The organism is Rhodococcus sp. C1 (assembly GCF_020809065.1).
Classification (GTDB): domain Bacteria; phylum Actinomycetota; class Actinomycetes; order Mycobacteriales; family Mycobacteriaceae; genus Rhodococcus_F; species Rhodococcus_F qingshengii.
On the sequence record NZ_CP078080.1, the window covers coordinates 325,538 to 342,190 of the forward strand.

The following is a 16,653-nucleotide window of genomic DNA, read 5'->3' on the forward strand; positions in this document are numbered from 1 at the left end:
TAACTCTGTTGTAATTCATCCTTTTGTCCACAGGTTATGCACAACTGGGAAGTGGATGTGAATGAAGTTATCCACACCTGTGTGTGCATCGGTGGAGAACTGTCCAACTCCATTGGATACCCGCGAGTAATAAATCCCAACCAGTGGGTTGACCCCGGGACGTTCGTCCTGTCCAATCGAGGGTCAGCGGTAGTCGTGCGATGCTCAGGGGGCGCTTGACGGATGCGGAGATTTGGGTTTGTCGGGATTGTGTTGGTCGTGCTCGCGCTTGTCGTGGGCGGAGTGGCGTATGCCGAACCGGCACCTGAAAACCCACCAGGAGATTCGGCCGGTCAGACCGGGGCTCACATCAATCGCATAGAGCAGTTGTCGCCCACACGCAGTGCCGTGTTCGTCGAGTCGCCGGCCATGCGGCGCGAGGTGCAAGTGCAGGTTCTGCATCCAGCGTCGAGTGCCGGTTCGCGTCCGTCCTTCTACCTACTCGACGGCGTCAGTGCCGGTTCGGAATCCGGATACTCCGAAAGTACCTGGACTCAAAAGACCGACATCGAAGCGTTTTTCGCCGACAAGAACGTCAACGTCGTTCTCCCTGTTGGCGGTACCGGCAGTTTCTACACCAACTGGAAGAACGACGATCCGAACCTCGGTGTGAACAAGTGGGAATCGTTTCTCGCTGAAGAGCTTCCGGCGTTGATCGATTCTGCGTTTTCCGGAAATGGGACGAACGTGGTCGGCGGGGTGTCCATGGGTGCGCTCGGCGCGGCCAACCTCATCACACATCACCCGAAGCTCTACACCGGATTGGCCTCGTACAGTGGCTGTCTCGACAACTCCGAATCGTCCTCGCAGGATTCCGTGCGGCTCACCGTGGCCAGCAAGGCGGGCGACGCCACCAACATGTGGGGTCCGGCGTCGGACCCCGACTGGCAAAAGCACGACCCGTCCACCAACGCGGAAACGCTGCGTGGGAAGACGATCTACGTGTCCTCCGGTACAGGTGCGCCCGGAGAATACGACAACGTCTTCACCCCGAGTGGACTGCAGACTGCCATCGAAGGCGGACCGCTCGAGGCGCTCGCTAATACGTGCACACAACTGTTCGAAGCGAGGTTGGGGGAGTTGTCGATTCCCGCAGTGTTCGCGTATCGGAACGACGGCACCCATTCGTGGCCGTACTGGCAAGACGCGCTTCACGATTCCTGGCCGACGGTGAAGACGGCGCTGGGAATGTGAGCTGAGAACTACTCGGCCAGTGCCAGTTCGAGCAATTGGAGGGCGCCGTCACGGGTCTGCGCAGCCGCGATGAACCCGGCCTTGTGGCAGAAGACCGAACTGTCGACGCCCGTCTGGGCGGCAAGATCCGAGCCGTTCAGGCCGCGCCACGGCTCCGGCAACAGCTTTCGTGAACCGAACTTGGAGTCAGCAGGCTTGACCGTCTGAATCGACCAGCCGCCGTTGGTGTTCGGGAAGATGGTGAACAGCAGCTCCGGCTGGGCCGACGCGGCGCGGCCGTGGGGAACGAAGCGTTCCAGCACGACGAAGCGCGGGTCCGTTGCTTTCTCGTAGGTCTCGGTGAACTCGCGCTCGGCCGCAGCGTCGCCGGCGTACTTGGCGCGCAGGCGAATCAAGACCTGAGTTGCGAGAACCACGGCCAGCTCGAACTGGGTGTCGAACTCCTCGTCGGTGGACGAGATCGGATTGAACAGGTCCAGCACCGACGACAGATCAAAAGGCTTGGTGCCGTAGTCGTTGAGGGTGTAGATCTCTTGGCCGTTGTCGACGGCGTCGATGCCCTCGACCAGTCGGCTGTCGATACGGCGGAACACGGAGGCGTCGCCTTCACAGAACTGCAGGCCGTATTCCTGCCAGAGCAGACCGAAGGCGGAGTACAGGATGCCGTTGCTGCGCTCGCCGGCATCACGCTGGTGATGGTCGAAGCGCCCCTCGGCCGGGTTGTAGCGACCGCCGACGTCGAGCACGATGTCCGCGCTGTCGAGGACGGACTCGTCACGGCTGCGAACGACGGTGGCGTCGGGGTACAGCTGCTTGAGCAGCGATACGCCGAAGACGTCGTCTGCATGGAACTTGCCGTTATGGGTCGCGATGATCACCCGTCGAGACTAGGCAATCGAGCGCGGGGATGCCTAGTCAGCCGATGGTGCGGATGCGGTCGGTGGCAGGTGGCGAGACCGGCGACCCGGCTGCGAACAGGGCGGTCAAGGCGTCGAGGTCGTTGCCGGCACCGGTCATCTGGGTGGAGTTCTTCAGTGCGGTGAAACCGTCCCCGCCCTCGGCGAGGAACTTGTTCACCACGACGCTGTAGACGCCGTCGGGGGCGATGTCCTGCCCGTTCAAGCGCATTTCCGAGATTCGCGAGCCCGGCGCTGCTCGCCGGTCCATGGCGTAGGTGAAGCCCGCGGACGGGGAGAGGATGCGCTCGGTAGCGGTGCCGTCGAGGTCGATCTGGAATTGCTGTTCGAGAGCGTCCTTCAACACCGCTCCTGTGACGGAGAGCACCTCGAGGCTGTTACCGAAGGGTTGAACACCGTAGGCCTGGCGGTAGGTGACCTGGCCGGAAGTGCCGAAGTCCAAGTCCTCGCGCATGCCGCCGGGGTTCGTCAACGCTAGTTGGGCGCCTCGTGTCGATCCGGCGGCGAGTTGAGCGTCGGCGACCAGGTTGCCGAGTGTCGATTCGCCGCTGGGGACGCGGTCGCGTGTCAGATCGGCGGTAATGGTCCCCACCGGCCGCTGAGCGCTGTCCGACGCCTCCGACCAGGCCCGGTCGGCGAGAGCCTGAATATCGGGATCCGGCGAAATATCGTGTGTCACTATCTGATTGAACGCGGACGTCTGATCGCGAACGACCTCGCGTGTGTTGCGATCGATGGTGACGTCTGCGACGGACACGATCCGGCCGTGCGAAGCGCCCTGCATCACGACTCTGGGATTGCCTGCGGGATCAGGGAATTCGCAGTTGTACTGCTGGTGGCTGTCGGCGGTGAAGATGACGTCCACCTTCGGTGACGCACGAAGGGCGATGTCGCGGGCCGGCCCGGACTCGACGTTGCAGTCGTTGGGCCCACCTTCGACGGCCGGTTCGTCCCCACGGTGCAGGAGGACGGTGATGGCTTTGACGCCGAAGAAGTCGAGGACGTCGGCGGTGCGGTTGATCGCTTCGACCTCGTCGCCGAACTGCAGATCGGCGATCCCGCCCGGTGTCACGATCTGCGACGTGTTGGCGGGGGATATCGCGATGACTCCGAGCGGAATGCCGTCGACCATGTTCACGGTGAAGGGCAGCGTGGCCGGGGTGCCGTTGGTGTACGTCATGTTCGCGGCCATCAGTGGGAAGTTGGCGCCGTCGAAGGACGGACTGAACGTGCACGCATCGACGGCGGAGCAACCGCCGGACTGCATGCGTCGGAACTCGGCGAGTCCCTTGTCCAGTTCGTGGTTGCCGATCGCGGAGGCGTCGATCTTCATCCGGTTCAGGAGTTCGACCGTCGGTTCGTCGTTGAACATCGCCGACTCGAGCGCCGACGATCCCCAGTTGTCACCGACCGAATACAGCAGCGAGTTGGTGGCTTGGCTGCGAAGTTGCGTCACGTAAGCAGCGAGATACGCCGCGCCACCTGCGGGGGTGAGAGAGCCGTCGGCCTGCCTGATCTCGCTGCGAACACCTTCCGGCGGGCGGAGACTGCCGTGCAGATCGTTGAACGCCAACAGACGTACCGACACCGTGTCCTGGGACTCTGCGTTGGCGACGCCACTCAGGGAGGTCGCGGTGGTGGCGAGAAGGGTCGTTGCGAGCACGGCACACGTTCGTGTCATGCGTCGCGTCATGCGTCGTGCTCCCTCACTCGGACCGGCCTCGAACCTCCCTGAGTGTGCCCGTCTGCCGAAACGAATTCCAGTCCTCGGCGTAACAGTTATGTATCGAGTGTCACGCGGTGACGCCGATGCCCGCGGCCTGCTTCGCGACGTCGGTGTTCGCGAAAGCGAGGAATGCGTCGTTCTCGTGTGGATCGCCGATGGTCATCCGGACGCCCTCGACGCCGTACTGGCGGATCAGAATGCCCGCTTCGGTACTCGCCTCGGCAAAAGCGGGAGAGAGTTCTCCGAGGGGGAGATAGACGAAGTTCGCCGACGACTCGGGGACGGTGTACCCGGCTTCGATCAGAGCGGTTCGAACTCGCGTCCGCTCGGCGATGACACCTTCGGTGCGGGCAAGCAGTTCGTCTGCTGCAGCCAGGGAAGCGATTGCGGCGGCCTGCGCGACAGCGCTCACGGTGAACGGGGTGTGCACCTTGCCGAGGGCCACGATGATCTCCGGATCCGCGACCGCGTAACCCACGCGGATTCCCGCGAGGCCGTACGCCTTCGAGAAGGTGCGCAGAACAACCACGTTGGGGCGGCTGCGGAACAGCTCGATGCCGTCGGCGTCCGAGCGTGAGTATTCGAAGTACGCCTCGTCGAGTGCGACGACGACGTGAGCCGGCACAGCGTCGAGGAAGCTCTCGAGCTCTGCCTTCGACAGTGCATTGCCGGTCGGGTTGTTGGGGTTGCACACGAAGATCAACCGCGTGCGGTCGGTGATCGCGGCCAGCATCGCATCGAGGTCGTGGCCGAAGTCCTCGGTGAGCGGAACCTTGACCGAGACGGCGTGGCCGACCTGAGTGACCACGGGGTAGGCCTCGAACGAACGCCACGCGTAGATGACCTCGTCACCCTGATCGCACGTGATCTGCACGAGTTCCTGGCACAGCGTCACGGAACCGCAACCAACGGCGACGTTGGCCGGCTCGACTTTCAAGAAGCTGGCCAGCGCCTCGATGAGTGCAACCGCGGCATTGTCCGGGTAGCGGTTGGCATTGGCGACCGCGTCGGCGACGGCGTCACGCACACCGGGCAACGGCCCTACTGTCGTTTCGTTGCTCGCCAGCTTGATCGCACCCGGAAAATTGCGTCCGGGAACGTAGGCGGGGATGGAGGCGAGGTCAGGGCGAATGTGTGCGGTCACGAGTCGATTATGCGCGCACTGATTTGGTGCGTAGCGGCCGTCTGCGTGTCAGAGTTAGAAGATGTCGGAAATCTTCCGAGCCACCGCGTATCTGCGCGGAGCCGAAGGGGAGGTCGCCACGGCTGTTCCGCTGACCGTGGTGGAGCCGGACGGCCCGACGCGGGGCGGGATCGTCGTCCTGCATGAAGCCCGGAAGTTCAGCCCGGCTCTGCTGAATCTGATGTGCGCGCTTGCCGGCGAAGGGTGGGTGAGCGTCGCACCTCACCTGTTTCACCGCGAACCCGAACACATGCAGGGTGAGGTGTTCGGTGACAACCTCTTCGCCGACTTCGACGCGACCCTCGATTGGCTCGTCGGACGCGAAGTTCTCGCAGACACCATCGGGGTGCTCGGATTCGACGACGCCGGTACCGCCGCGATGCTCGTGGCCACCAGCCGTCCCGTCGGCGCCGCGGTGAGCGTCGCCGCCCGGGGAATCGTCGAAGCCTTGTCGGTGGATGCTCAGGCGCTTGTCGACGCGGCCACTTCCCTGCAGGCGCCGTGGCTGGCGCTGTACGGCGAGGACGATCCCAGCACGCCTCGCGAACACGTGACTCTGCTCCGGGAAGCGACCGCGAAGGCCGACGTCGCGACACTGGTGGTCAGCTACGCCGGACTGGCTCACCGGGCGGACGAGCCGCCACAGCTGTCCGAGGACGCTGACCTCGACGACCCTGATTCGGCCTCGATCATCGAAGCTCAGACCCGGATCTTCGACTGGTTCGACAGCCACCTGCGGTAAGTCCACAAAACAGCCCGCTGACCACACGTTTTGCCTTTGGTGGCGAAGGGTGTGTAATCTTTCGATCCGGCGGTCCGAAAGGATCGGAACCCCCAGGGAGGCGTGCCAGAGCGGCCGAATGGGACTCACTGCTAATGAGTTGTCCCTTTTACGAGGGACCGGAGGTTCAAATCCTCTCGCCTCCGCCAAGCCGGTGATTTTGACCGGCGGGTTAGAAATGATAGAAATTACGACGGTAAGACACGCAAGACCAGCAAGACAACAGAACATGCGCCCGTAGCTCAACGGATAGAGCACTTGACTACGGATCAAGAGGTTAGGGGTTCGAATCCCTTCGGGCGCACAAGAAAGAAGGTCACAGACTTCAGGTCTGTGACCTTCTTTTTGTTGTGGTGCATACGCAATTCTTGAATGTGTGTGAGGTCACCTCGGCGATTTCGGGCGGTGATCCTCTCGATCGTGGGAACCGACAACCGATCCACGCGACCTATGCTTTCTGCGGAGCAGCCACGCGAACAGAGGAGAACCCGTTGGAGACCGTCGACAGTCGGACGCTCCCGGTCTACTCGGCCGGGGCGGTCGAGGTGCCCTTTGTCATTGCGGGCATGGACGAACTTGTCTCCCGCGAGACCCGGTGGGATGCGCACTCGCACCCGACTCACGAATTGTTGTGGAACGAGCGGGGAGCGTCGAGCGCCACGGTGGGATCGCGCACGTGGACCATTACGCCGACCGTAGGTCTGTGGATGCCCGCCGGCGTCCTGCACTCGGCGATCGCGCCGGCCGGCACCTGGTATCGCGCCGCTCAGCTCGACATCGCATCGGTTCCTTCTCTGTCCGACGTGCCGGTGGCGATCGAGGTCACTCCGCTGCTGCGGAACCTCCTCGAGCGACTGGCAGACGAGTCACTCGGAGCTCCTTCGCGCTCGCTCACGGAGCAGATGGTGATCGACGTGCTGGCACCGTCGCCGAACGAGTTGCTGGTGCTGGTGCCGGACTCGCCACTTCTGCAACCCATCGTCGATGCGATCGGTGACGATCCGAGTGACATGCGAACGCTGTCCGACTGGGCAAGGCTCCTCGGTGTCAGCCCGCGAACCATCACCCGGGTATTTCGGTCGGAGACCGGGATGAGTTTCGGGCAGTGGGTCTCGGCTGTGCGCGCCCAACGAGCGGTGACCCTTCTTGCCCACGGCTTGGATCTACAAGAGGTTGCCGAGCGTGTGGGCTACCACTCGACCAGCGCATTCGGGGCGGCATTCCGGCGCACGACAGGCGCTACACCAGGGATGTTCCGGGCTAGCTGATCGGCCATCACACCTTGTCTCGATCGCTACACGGGGTGTCCCAAACACGCGATTGCGCCACATTGCCCTCCCGTATACGGTTTAGGCAAACCTCACCTAAGTGCCTGATTGAGCCGGGTTGAGGGCCGTACCCCTTCTCGAGAGAGTTCTGTTTTCATGCGTTCAAAACGCTTCTTGGCGGTGGCCGCAGCAGCGGTCGCAGTCGCCCTCGGCATGACAGCTTGCAGTTCCGACTCCTCGGAGACCGCCGACGGCGGCAGCGCCGGAAGCGGATCCAGCTCCTTCCCTGTCACGATCGAGCACGCTTTCGGAACTACGACGATCGACGCCAAGCCGGAGCGAGTTGCCACCGTTGCCTGGGCCAATCACGAAGTGCCCCTTGCTCTCGGCGTGGTTCCCGTCGGAATGGCAGCGGCGACTTTCGGTGACGACAACGGCAACGGAATGCTGCCGTGGGTCGAGGAAAAGCTCGACGACCTTGGCGCGAAGCCGCCGGTGCTCTTCGACGAGACCGACGGCATCGACTTCGAAGCCGTCTCCGATACGAACCCTGACGTCATTCTTGCCGCATACTCCGGATTGACGCAGGAGGACTACGACACTCTCAGTGAGATCGCTCCGGTTGTGGCGTATCCCGAGGGGCCGTGGGCGACGTCGTGGCGTGACGTCATCAAGTTCAACAGCATGGGCCTCGGCATGGAATCCGAAGGGCAGGAACTGATCTCCACCATCGAGAAGGAGATCGCCGACGAGGTTGCCGCGCATCCGCAGCTTGCCGGCAAGGCAACCATGTTCCTGACGCACGTCGACACCGCTGATCTGAGCCAGGTCAGCTTCTACACGGCGAACGACACGCGCGCCGCGTTCTTCGAGGACCTCGGACTTTCGACGCCGAAGAGCGTTGCCGACGCCTCGACGGGTGGTGAGTTCTCGAAGAAGGTCAGTGCGGAGCGTGTGGACGTCTTCGACGACGTCGAACTGATCGTCACCTACGGTGACCAGGCACTTGTCGACGCACTCAAGGCTGACCCGCTGCTCTCGCAGATGCCTGCCGTCGCCAACAACGCGATCGTGTTCCTCAATGGAACCGGGCCGATGGGAACGGCGGCCAACCCGACTCCACTCGCAATTTCGTGGGTACTCGGCGACTACGTCGATCTGCTCGCCGGGGCCGCTGGAAAGTCGGAGTGACTGTAACCTCGCAGGATTCGACGTCGGGCGCTCGCGATACGCGGCGCCCGACGTTCGGCAATTCGCTGTGGTTGATCGCCCTTCTCGTTGTCCTCGCGGTGCTCATGTGCGCTTCGATCGTCATCGGCTCTCGTGAGGTCGACTGGTCCGATATTGTTGCCGCACTGAGCGGTTCAACGGACAACATCGGTCAGGGTGCGATTGCCAAGCGCATTCCGCGGACGGTGCTCGCGATAATCGTGGGAGCTGCGCTCGGTCTTGCCGGCGCTGTGATGCAGGGGATTACCCGAAACCCTTTGGCGGATCCCGGAATCCTGGGCGTCAACATGGGCGCTTCGCTCGCCGTGGTGATCGGAATGGCGTGGTTCGGATTGTGGACCCAGACCAGCATGATCTGGGTGGCCGTACTCGGTGCAGCCGGGGCGGCATTGTTCGTCTACGTAGTCGGGTCACTCGGGCGAGGTGGAGCCACGCCACTCAAGTTGGCTCTTGCCGGGGCCGCAACATCGGCTGCGTTTGCTTCGTTCATCACTGCGATCATGCTGCCGCGAAACGATATTGCGGGCAACATTCGTTCGTGGCAGATCGGCGGCGTCGGTGGCGCGAGTTTCGAGGTGATCCGGCAGGGTCTGCCTTTCCTCATTGTCGGCTTCGTGATCTGTCTGCTGTCAGCGCGCAGTCTCAACTCTTTTGCGCTCGGCGACGAGGTTGCGTCAGGTCTCGGCGAACGCGTCGCGGTGGTTCGTGCAGTGGCAGCGCTCGGTGCAGTGTTGCTCTGCGGTGCAGCCACTGCCATTGCAGGACCGATCGGCTTCGTCGGTTTGGTTGTCCCGCATCTGTGCCGGTTGCTGATCGGGATTGACAACCGTTGGCTACTACCGTTTTCTGCGCTGACAGGTGCCGGCCTTCTCGTCGCCGCCGACATTCTCGGACGAATTGTCGCCCGGCCGAGCGAAATCGACGTCGGCATCATCACCGCGCTCATCGGAGCGCCCTTCTTCATTTACATAGTCCGCCGTCAGAAAATACGTGAGCTGTGACCACTACATTCGTTACTCCCGAAGTCGAGGTCGACGCAGTCGGAGCAAGCCGTATCCGACGAGGTAGACGCCGCCGCATCGTGATTGCCGTGCTGACGGTCCTCGCCGTCGCCTCTTTCGCGGTCACTCTGATGGTGGGAAAAACCTTCTACCCGCCGTCAGATGTGCTTCGCGTCGTGCTGGGGGAGAACGTGCCTGGTGCCTCGTTCACAGTCGGCCGCCTCCGGCTGCCTCGCGCTGTCCTCGCTGTGGTCGCCGGAATCTGTTTCGGCTTGGGTGGCATCACGTTCCAGACGATGCTGCGCAACCCGCTCGCGAGCCCCGACATCATCGGAATCAGCTCCGGTGCAAGCGCTGCAGCAGCTTTCGCGATCATCTCGCTTTCGCTCGGCGGCTCGCAGGTCTCGATCTTCGCCATCGCTGTCGGTCTGGGCGTCGCAGTCTTGATCTACGTTCTGTCCTTCCGAGACGGTGTAGCGGGCACTCGGCTGATCCTGATCGGTATCGGCATCGCCGCGATGCTCGACAGCGTCACCGCCTACCTGCTCAGTACCGCCGCCGCGTGGGATCTGCAGGAGACGATGCGTTGGCTCACCGGCAGTCTCAACGGTGCCAACTGGGGTTCGACGGTTCCCGTGGTCCTGGCGCTGGTTGTCCTCGGACCGGTGCTGCTGAGCCAATCGCGCAACCTTTCGACCATCCAGCTCGGTGACGACGCAGCACAAGCGCTCGGCGTCAGAGTGGAACGAATGCGCATTCTGTCGATCATTGCGGCCGTCGGACTCATCGCCTTTGCCACTGCCGCTGCGGGGCCCATCGCCTTCGTCGCATTTCTGTCAGGGCCCATCGCCGCCCGCATCGTCGGTCCGGGAACATCACTTTTGATTCCGTCGGCGCTGGTCGGAGCGCTGCTGGTGCTAGTTGCCGATTTCTGCGGACAGTACGCCTTCGGCACCCGCTACCCCGTTGGCGTGGTGACTGGCGCGCTGGGAGCGCCGTATCTCGTCTACCTCATCATTCGCTCCAACCGAACGGGAGGTTCGCTGTGACCGAATCCCATACTCTGACTGTCGAAAACCTCGAACTCGGTTACGGAGGACGGACCGTCGTCGAATCGCTCGACCTCGCGGTGCCGCCGGGAAAGATCACGACCATCGTGGGCGCCAACGCGTGCGGCAAATCGACACTGCTGCGGTCGATGTCGCGGCTACTCAGTCCCCGAAGCGGTCATGTTCTGTTGGACGGCAAGGATGTTCATCGCCTGCCTGCGAAGAAGCTCGCTCGCACGCTCGGTCTGCTGCCGCAGTCACCGATCGCACCGGAAGGGATAGTTGTCGCCGATCTCGTCGGCCGTGGTCGTCATCCACATCAGCGGGTGCTGTCGAGGTGGAGCCGCGAGGATGACGCAGCTGTCGCCGAGGCGCTTGCGGCCACGGACACAACCGGATTGGCCGAACGATCGGTGGACGAGCTTTCCGGTGGTCAGCGCCAACGTGTGTGGATTGCGATGGCGCTCGCCCAACAAACCGATCTGCTTCTACTCGACGAGCCGACCACCTTCTTGGACGTGAGCCACCAGGTTGAGGTCTTGGACCTGCTCACCGACCTGAACCGGACTCGGGGTACAACGATTGTCATGGTTCTGCACGATCTCAATCTCGCCGCCCGCTACGCCGACTACCTCGTCGCCATGGCCGATCGCCGGGTCTACGCGGCGGGTGATCCTGCCGAGGTGCTCACGAGCGACAACGTCCGCACCGTGTTCGGTCTCGAGAGCCGAATCATCCCCGACCCCATGTCGGGTAAGCCGTTGGTGTTGCCGCTCGGGCGCCACCATGTGCTCGACGACGTGTCGACGTGACGGCGTCGAACGCCCCGGGCGGGCGGATCGAATCCGTGGAACAACTCAATGCGATTCTCGGACAGCCCCATCCGACGATCATGGAGAAGCAGACCGCTTACACGACTCCGTTGATCCGTGAATTCATCGAGAAGGCACGGTTTTTTGTGCTCGCGACGTCCGATGCGGCCGGAAATTGCGATTGCTCGCCGCGCGGAGACTTGGTCAGTCAGGTTCTCTTCCCCGACGAGAAGACACTGGTGCTCCCGGATCGTCCGGGCAACCGGCGCGCCGACTCGTACCGGAACATGATCGAGAATCCTCACGTGGGGATCCTCTTTCTCGCGCCCGGGCACGACGAGATCGTGCGCGTCAACGGCACGGCGACTCTGTCCACCGATCCTGATCTGTTGGATTCGATGGCGATGAACGGCAAGCCTGCACAGCTTGCGGTGATCGTGCAGATCGACGAGGCGTATCTGCATTGCGCGAGAGCAATTCTGCGGGCGAAGCTGTGGGATCCGTCGACGTGGCCCGCATCCGATGAGGTGCCGAGTCTGCGCGACATGATGGCGGAGCAACACAGCCTGCGCGTCGAGGACCTCGAACCCGCCAGACAAGAGGCGTACCGCAAGTACCTGTACTGACCTCAGTCCGTTGGCCTTTCGCAGGAGAACGGTCTCCACCGGCTGATCGTCAACTGGTGGAGACCGTCGTTCTTACTGTTCCGGGTTTACTGAAGCGAAATTGTGGCGCCACCGGAGAACATCGAGTCGTGTACCTCGATCTCCTTGGGGGTGGCACTGGTCGGGATGTCGAAGACAATGGTGGTCTTCCGTGTGATGCCGGGGTTTATGTCGCCGCCGATCGCGGTTTCGGCGTCGATATTGATCGCTGCCATCGTGTTGTTGGTGAACTCGCGACCTTCGGTGTCGATCAAGGTCTGATTGGATCCGAAGTAAGCCTGGGGCTTGTCGGAAGTGTTCGTGATCTCGACGTGAACGAGTACGAACTGACCCTCAGCTTGCTCTTGCAAGTAGGGATTGTCGCCGATCGTCGTGAGGCCGGTCTCGATACCCGTCACGACGAACCCGAACTTTCCGTCTCGCACTTCCTCGCCGATTCCGGGATTCGAAGACTTCGTTTCCTTGGGAGCTTCGGCCGGGGCAACTGCGGCCACGGAGGCACCGTTGGCCGCGGCTTGCGTGGTTGTGGGGGCCGCGGCGGATTCTTCCTTGTCTTTGTCCCCGCCGCCAGTGGCGATCGCGACAATCACGAAGAACGCCACGATGCCTCCGACGACCCATGGCCACTTCTTCTTTTTCGCCGGTGAAGGCGGCGGTTGCTGAAATCCACCGGCCGGCTGAGCGTACTGGCCCGGGAACGGCGCGCCAGACTGATCTGGATAAGGCTGTCCATAAGGTTGCTGAGCCGGTGGTTGCTGTCCGTAGGGCTGCTGGGGTTGCTGCCCGTACGGCTGCTGAGGCGGCTGGCCATATGGCTGGTTAGGGTCCTGCGGGGGTTGTGTCATGGCCGTTCCTTCATGTGGGATTGCTCACGCATTACTAGGTGAGCATTCGATACTTCTACCAGACTGACCGGTCGCAATGTGCGCAGAGTGGTCGGTTTTGTCCGACAATGATCCGTGCCTTCAATTGCCTCCTCGCTGTTCTGGATTGCGCTGATCGCGGCCATCGCGCCGATAGTCGCGGGCTTGATCCCCCGTCGACTGGTTCCCGAAGTGGTGTTGCTACTGGTCGCGGGCGCAGTGGTCGGGCCGTTCGCCCTCAACATCGCAGCTGACAGCGAAGCGATCGGCATCCTGCGCGAACTCGGCCTCGGCATGCTGTTCCTGCTCGCCGGCTACGAGATCGACCGACAGGAACTCAGTGGGCGCGGCGGACGTCGAGCGCTCTACACGTGGCTGTTCTGCCTCGCGCTGGCGTTCACGGTGGTCGCGCTGCTTGGCATGAGGAACGTGATCTCCGCCGAAGCCGCTGTTGCCATCGCGATGACGTCGACCGCTCTGGGCACGCTGCTGCCGATCCTCAAGGACAACAAACTCCTCGACACACGCTTGGGTAAGACCGTCCTCAACCACGGGGCCGTCGGCGAGCTCGGGCCGGTCGTCGCGATGGCGGTGCTGCTGAGTGCCCGTGGTGCCGTACTGTCGCTGATCGTTCTTGCCGTCTTCGCCTTGATCGCTGTCATCGTTGCGGTGCTGCCCGGCAAGCTGATTCACGAAGGCTCGTGGACACATCGCCTGGTGCGGGCAGGGGCGGACACGACGGCGCAGACGACGGTCCGCCTCACCGTTCTGTTGTTGGTCAGCCTCGGAGTGCTGTCGGCCGTGTTCTCACTCGACGTCATTCTCGGTGCATTTGCCGCCGGCTTCATCCTGCGGCGATTGATGCCAGAGGGCGACGAGCGCCTCGAGATCAAGCTCGACGGGATCGCCTTCGGGTTCCTCATCCCGATTTTCTTCATCACTTCAGGCATGGCGATCGACGTCTCGGCGGTCGCCGCCAGTCCCGGCATACTGATTGCGTTTTTGATCCTGATCGTTGTAGTCCGGGGCGTGCCGGTGTTCTTCGTGACCAAGTTCGAGAAGGTGGAGCCGCCCTTCACCACGCGCGAAAGTGCGCAAGTCGCGTTGTACGGGGCTACCGGCCTGCCCATGATCGTGGCGGTCACGGGCGCGGCCGTCGACGCGCATCAGATGTCCTCGGACAACGCGTCGATTCTTGTCGCGGCCGGGGCGATCACGGTTCTGCTGTTGCCGATGATTGCCACTCTGTTGACGAAGAAAGAGAAAGTGTCCTGATTCAGAGATCCAACTGCTCGTCGAGCCAGTCGAACATCCGCTGATCCGTCAGACGCCTCGCTTGCTTCGATTATCAGGGGCCGGAGAAAAAGCCGTCGTCGACGTCGATACCGGTTTCCAGCGCCGATATCTCATGGCTGCCCGTTCGGTCCGCCCACCGCAAAGGGATCCCGGTTTCCGCGTCGAACGCCACCGTGGCATCACGGCCGGCCCAATCCGGTGGCATCGCGAATTCCCACGCTCTCCGCCCGTCGACCTCTACTTCCCGCCCTGTCGTGTCGGGTGGGCGTAGGTCGGCGAAAGGTGTGTACGGCCAGGTTCTGTGTATCTGGAGAAGTTGTTCGATATGGATGTCGAGACTGTATCCGCCGTTTCGTCGTTCGAGGACCCCGTCGGTGCGGAACCACGTCTGCTTCTGTCGGTTCTGCAGAAACAGCACTCCCTGCTCGTCTTCGAGACGGATGCAGGTGCGCGGCTTGAACCAGAATTCGAGTCGCACGGAGGGACGACCGCCGGGGGGTCGCCCGCGGAACATCACCCCATGTAGCGGAATCCGTTCCGCCGCTTTGTAACGTCGCGCTACCTCGCTCCACGCAGCGGGCGACTTTCGCGGAGAAGCCTCAGATGGCACATCTGCCGAGGGGGACTGTCCTGACTTGGGGACAACGGCCACCATAAATTGGCCTTCCACGAATAGCGAGGCGGGGACTGCGACGCCGGTGATCTGCTCGGCGAGAGCAAAGGCGCCCTCCAACGCATGCTCACCTGCATAGCCTTGGGCGTCATCATCGATTCCGATTCCGCCGACATCGAGAATCAAATCCACCATCCGATCGTCCCCGACCACCGGGCTGGATCCGAAGAGTTCGAATTCAGCCACGCGTGTGCCGTTCGACCACCAGATGAACTGGCTGTCGGCATTGACGCTGAGATAGTGCGAAGCCACCTCGCGATCGGATAGAAGGGGCCGCATCAATTCTTCGGAGATAGCGAAGGAACCGCCGTTGATCTGCATCAACAGTGTGCTGTCGTCGCCCACCGCCGCGACTGCGACTACCTGCCCAGCCCCGGCTGTCTCGGGCTGTTCAGTGAGATCGGACATCACCTCGCCGAGTTCGGCGATCCCGATTGCCTCCGATTGTGTGTTCTCGTCGGCGCCGAGGGCACTCAACACCTGTGCGGGAGTGGACCGAGGGATGAGTGCAGCGCAGTACCCGAGAGACAGGCTCGTGTTGAGGTACTGCTGAATCCACACATAGTCGTGATAGGTAGGCACACTCGCACGCTTCCACAGATCGATACCCGACGAATGCCGAACTCCATCGAGCGCACAGCAAATACGCCATCATTCGATCGTTGATTCGAGGGCCTGATTCAGAGATCCAACTGCTCGTCGAGCCAGTCGAACATCCGCTGATCCGTCAGACGCCTCGCCATGGGCTGGCAGTGGAAGTTCGCGCCCTCGGCAGCGGTGAAGGGAACCACCGTCGTCGGTCCGCCGGCGAGGGCGGCAAGCCGCTTGGATTGACCGGGCCAGAATTGCTCGCCTTCCGGATCGGTGATGAGCAGGGGAGTGGAGATCGAGCCGGCGACGTGTTCGAGGTGGTACTTCCGAACCTCGGCGAGAGTGTTGTAGTAGCCGGCGGCGAGGTACGGACGCGCTCGGAAACGCCAGATTCGGGCGCTGTCCTTGGAGAATTTCATTCCCAGCCCTATCGCCATGTCGCGGTCGAAGGCCTCCGACTTCCCCTCGTCGAGCAGCTTCTGCATGTTCTTGGGGATGTGGGCGAGCCACGACGCGGCCACGTCCACGACCCCCGGATCGGCGATCGCTGCCGCGATCCGATGCTCGAACGCCAACGACTGGGGCACCCAGTACCCGCCCTGACTGATCCCGTACATCGCCAGCTTCGACGCATCGACGTCCGGCCGGTCCACGAGATAGTCGACGACGGGCGTGATGACGGCTTCCCAGTCGTGACGGAACGGGATGTTGCGCTCGAAGAGCATCGACTGCTGACCGGGGCCGTCGAACATCAACACGTTGTAGCCCCGCTCGAGCGCCCCGGCACCGCCGCTGCCCCACAGCCCGCTGATTGGGCCGTCGCTACCGTTCACCATGATCAACGTCGGCCGTCGCACGTCGCCGGGCGGCCGGAAGAAGTACCCGGGAAGGTAGGTGTCCTCGTAAGGGATCCGGACGCGTTCGACGGGCTGGGAGGTGGTGTCGACGAAGCGGTCCCACGCCTGTCGGTGACGTTTGAAAGTGGGGACCAGAACCGAATCGTCGCTGAGACCGTCGACGGCGTTGATCGCCACACCGAAGTACGACGCCGCCCGCAGGTACGCGTTGGACGCGCTTCGCGAATGCCCGGCCTCGGCTGCCTCATCGGCCTGCCCGAATACCCGTGTACCGAGGTCGAACCAGGCCTCGTACCAGCCTTCGAGGTCCTTCTCGCCGACGTGAGCGATGGCCGAGAGCACTTCGCCGGTGTCTGCCGCGCCGAAGGTGGCTTGCCCGAGAACGACTCGTAGCTCGAAGTCGAAGGACTCGTTGCGATAGAAACCAGCAGTGAACGCCTGGTGCGGATGGGCGAAGAACGACGACGCGAGAGACATGGGCACACCTTCGCTAGTTCGGGGCAGCCAT

Annotated in this window: 15 protein-coding genes and 2 tRNA genes; 11 read left to right on the plus strand and 6 right to left on the minus strand. The window is 62.7% G+C overall.

Features of this window, described 5'->3' with window-relative positions; translation table 11 throughout:
- Window positions 1–222 precede the first annotated feature (222 nt).
- Entirely contained in the window at window positions 223–1,233 is a 1,011-nt protein-coding gene (locus tag KTR60_RS01470) for an alpha/beta hydrolase (protein ID WP_064687965.1), read from the plus strand.
- A gap of 8 nt (window positions 1,234–1,241) precedes the next feature.
- Here the strand turns inward: KTR60_RS01470 and KTR60_RS01475 are convergent, their stop codons facing one another.
- The 3 genes from KTR60_RS01475 to hisC all read right to left on the minus strand — a co-directional run bounded on the left by KTR60_RS01475 (window position 1,242) and on the right by hisC (window position 5,020).
- On the minus strand, window positions 1,242–2,111 hold the full coding sequence (locus tag KTR60_RS01475; RefSeq protein ID WP_003943978.1) for an MYG1 family protein: 870 nt from the start codon (window positions 2,109–2,111) through the stop codon (window positions 1,242–1,244).
- Between the two features lie 37 nt (window positions 2,112–2,148).
- Window positions 2,149–3,843: a bifunctional metallophosphatase/5'-nucleotidase gene (locus KTR60_RS01480; protein WP_065455085.1), complete on the minus strand. Its 1,695-nt coding sequence runs from the start codon at window positions 3,841–3,843 to the stop codon at window positions 2,149–2,151.
- Between the two features lie 100 nt (window positions 3,844–3,943).
- Window positions 3,944–5,020, minus strand: a complete 1,077-nt coding sequence (gene hisC / locus KTR60_RS01485; RefSeq protein WP_065351789.1) for a histidinol-phosphate transaminase — start codon at window positions 5,018–5,020, stop codon at window positions 3,944–3,946.
- A gap of 61 nt (window positions 5,021–5,081) precedes the next feature.
- Between hisC and KTR60_RS01490 the strand changes: the two genes are divergently transcribed.
- The 9 genes from KTR60_RS01490 (at window position 5,082) to KTR60_RS01530 (ending at window position 11,826) form a co-directional block, all read left to right on the plus strand.
- A complete protein-coding gene (locus tag KTR60_RS01490; protein WP_003943860.1) occupies window positions 5,082–5,801 on the plus strand; it encodes a dienelactone hydrolase family protein in 720 nt (239 codons plus the stop codon).
- 96 nt (window positions 5,802–5,897) lie between these two features.
- A tRNA-Ser gene (locus KTR60_RS01495) sits at window positions 5,898–5,989 on the plus strand.
- 82 nt (window positions 5,990–6,071) lie between these two features.
- Window positions 6,072–6,144 (plus strand) — tRNA-Arg (locus tag KTR60_RS01500).
- 46 nt (window positions 6,145–6,190) lie between these two features.
- A complete protein-coding gene (locus KTR60_RS01505) occupies window positions 6,191–7,108 on the plus strand; it encodes a helix-turn-helix domain-containing protein (RefSeq protein WP_228401681.1) in 918 nt (305 codons plus the stop codon).
- A gap of 156 nt (window positions 7,109–7,264) precedes the next feature.
- Complete coding sequence (locus KTR60_RS01510; RefSeq protein ID WP_030535759.1) at window positions 7,265–8,299, plus strand: iron-siderophore ABC transporter substrate-binding protein; 1,035 nt, start codon at window positions 7,265–7,267, stop codon at window positions 8,297–8,299.
- Window positions 8,296–9,339, plus strand: coding sequence for a FecCD family ABC transporter permease (locus KTR60_RS01515; RefSeq protein WP_083057870.1), 1,044 nt, complete (start codon window positions 8,296–8,298; stop codon window positions 9,337–9,339). The genes KTR60_RS01510 and KTR60_RS01515 overlap by 4 nt, the downstream gene beginning before the upstream one ends.
- Entirely contained in the window at window positions 9,336–10,388 is a 1,053-nt protein-coding gene (locus tag KTR60_RS01520; protein WP_083057867.1) for a FecCD family ABC transporter permease, read from the plus strand. Before KTR60_RS01515 ends, KTR60_RS01520 begins: the two co-directional genes overlap by 4 nt.
- Entirely contained in the window at window positions 10,385–11,200 is an 816-nt protein-coding gene (locus KTR60_RS01525; protein WP_030535756.1) for an ABC transporter ATP-binding protein, read from the plus strand. Before KTR60_RS01520 ends, KTR60_RS01525 begins: the two co-directional genes overlap by 4 nt.
- Entirely contained in the window at window positions 11,197–11,826 is a 630-nt protein-coding gene (locus KTR60_RS01530; protein ID WP_228401683.1) for a pyridoxamine 5'-phosphate oxidase family protein, read from the plus strand. The genes KTR60_RS01525 and KTR60_RS01530 overlap by 4 nt, the downstream gene beginning before the upstream one ends.
- An 86-nt stretch (window positions 11,827–11,912) precedes the next feature.
- Here KTR60_RS01530 and KTR60_RS01535 read toward each other — a convergent pair whose 3' ends face one another.
- Window positions 11,913–12,467 carry a DUF4352 domain-containing protein gene (locus KTR60_RS01535; protein ID WP_051720817.1) on the minus strand — a complete coding sequence of 185 codons (555 nt, stop codon included), beginning with the start codon at window positions 12,465–12,467 and terminating at the stop codon, window positions 11,913–11,915.
- Between the two features lie 357 nt (window positions 12,468–12,824).
- Between KTR60_RS01535 and KTR60_RS01540 the strand changes: the two genes are divergently transcribed.
- Window positions 12,825–14,003, plus strand: a complete 1,179-nt coding sequence (locus KTR60_RS01540) for a cation:proton antiporter (protein ID WP_047271529.1) — start codon at window positions 12,825–12,827, stop codon at window positions 14,001–14,003.
- A gap of 73 nt (window positions 14,004–14,076) precedes the next feature.
- Here the strand turns inward: KTR60_RS01540 and KTR60_RS01545 are convergent, their stop codons facing one another.
- Both KTR60_RS01545 and KTR60_RS01550 read right to left on the minus strand, forming a co-directional pair.
- Window positions 14,077–15,279 carry a DUF6461 domain-containing protein gene (locus KTR60_RS01545; RefSeq protein ID WP_030535753.1) on the minus strand — a complete coding sequence of 401 codons (1,203 nt, stop codon included), beginning with the start codon at window positions 15,277–15,279 and terminating at the stop codon, window positions 14,077–14,079.
- A gap of 98 nt (window positions 15,280–15,377) precedes the next feature.
- A complete protein-coding gene (locus tag KTR60_RS01550) occupies window positions 15,378–16,622 on the minus strand; it encodes an alpha/beta hydrolase family protein (RefSeq protein WP_228401684.1) in 1,245 nt (414 codons plus the stop codon).
- Window positions 16,623–16,653 lie beyond the last annotated feature (31 nt).

Bases quoted from the DNA above. Each gene is read 5' to 3' on its own strand.
- KTR60_RS01510 (WP_030535759.1), top strand. From the start codon at position 7,265: ATGCGTTCAAAACGCTTCTTGGCGGTGGCCGCAGCAGCGGTCGCAGTC.
- KTR60_RS01480 (WP_065455085.1), bottom strand. From the start codon at position 3,843: ATGACGCGACGCATGACACGAACGTGTGCCGTGCTCGCAACGACCCTT.
- KTR60_RS01490 (WP_003943860.1), top strand. From the start codon at position 5,082: ATGTCGGAAATCTTCCGAGCCACCGCGTATCTGCGCGGAGCCGAAGGG.
- KTR60_RS01550 (WP_228401684.1), bottom strand. From the start codon at position 16,622: ATGTCTCTCGCGTCGTCGTTCTTCGCCCATCCGCACCAGGCGTTCACT.
- KTR60_RS01470 (WP_064687965.1), top strand. From the start codon at position 223: ATGCGGAGATTTGGGTTTGTCGGGATTGTGTTGGTCGTGCTCGCGCTT.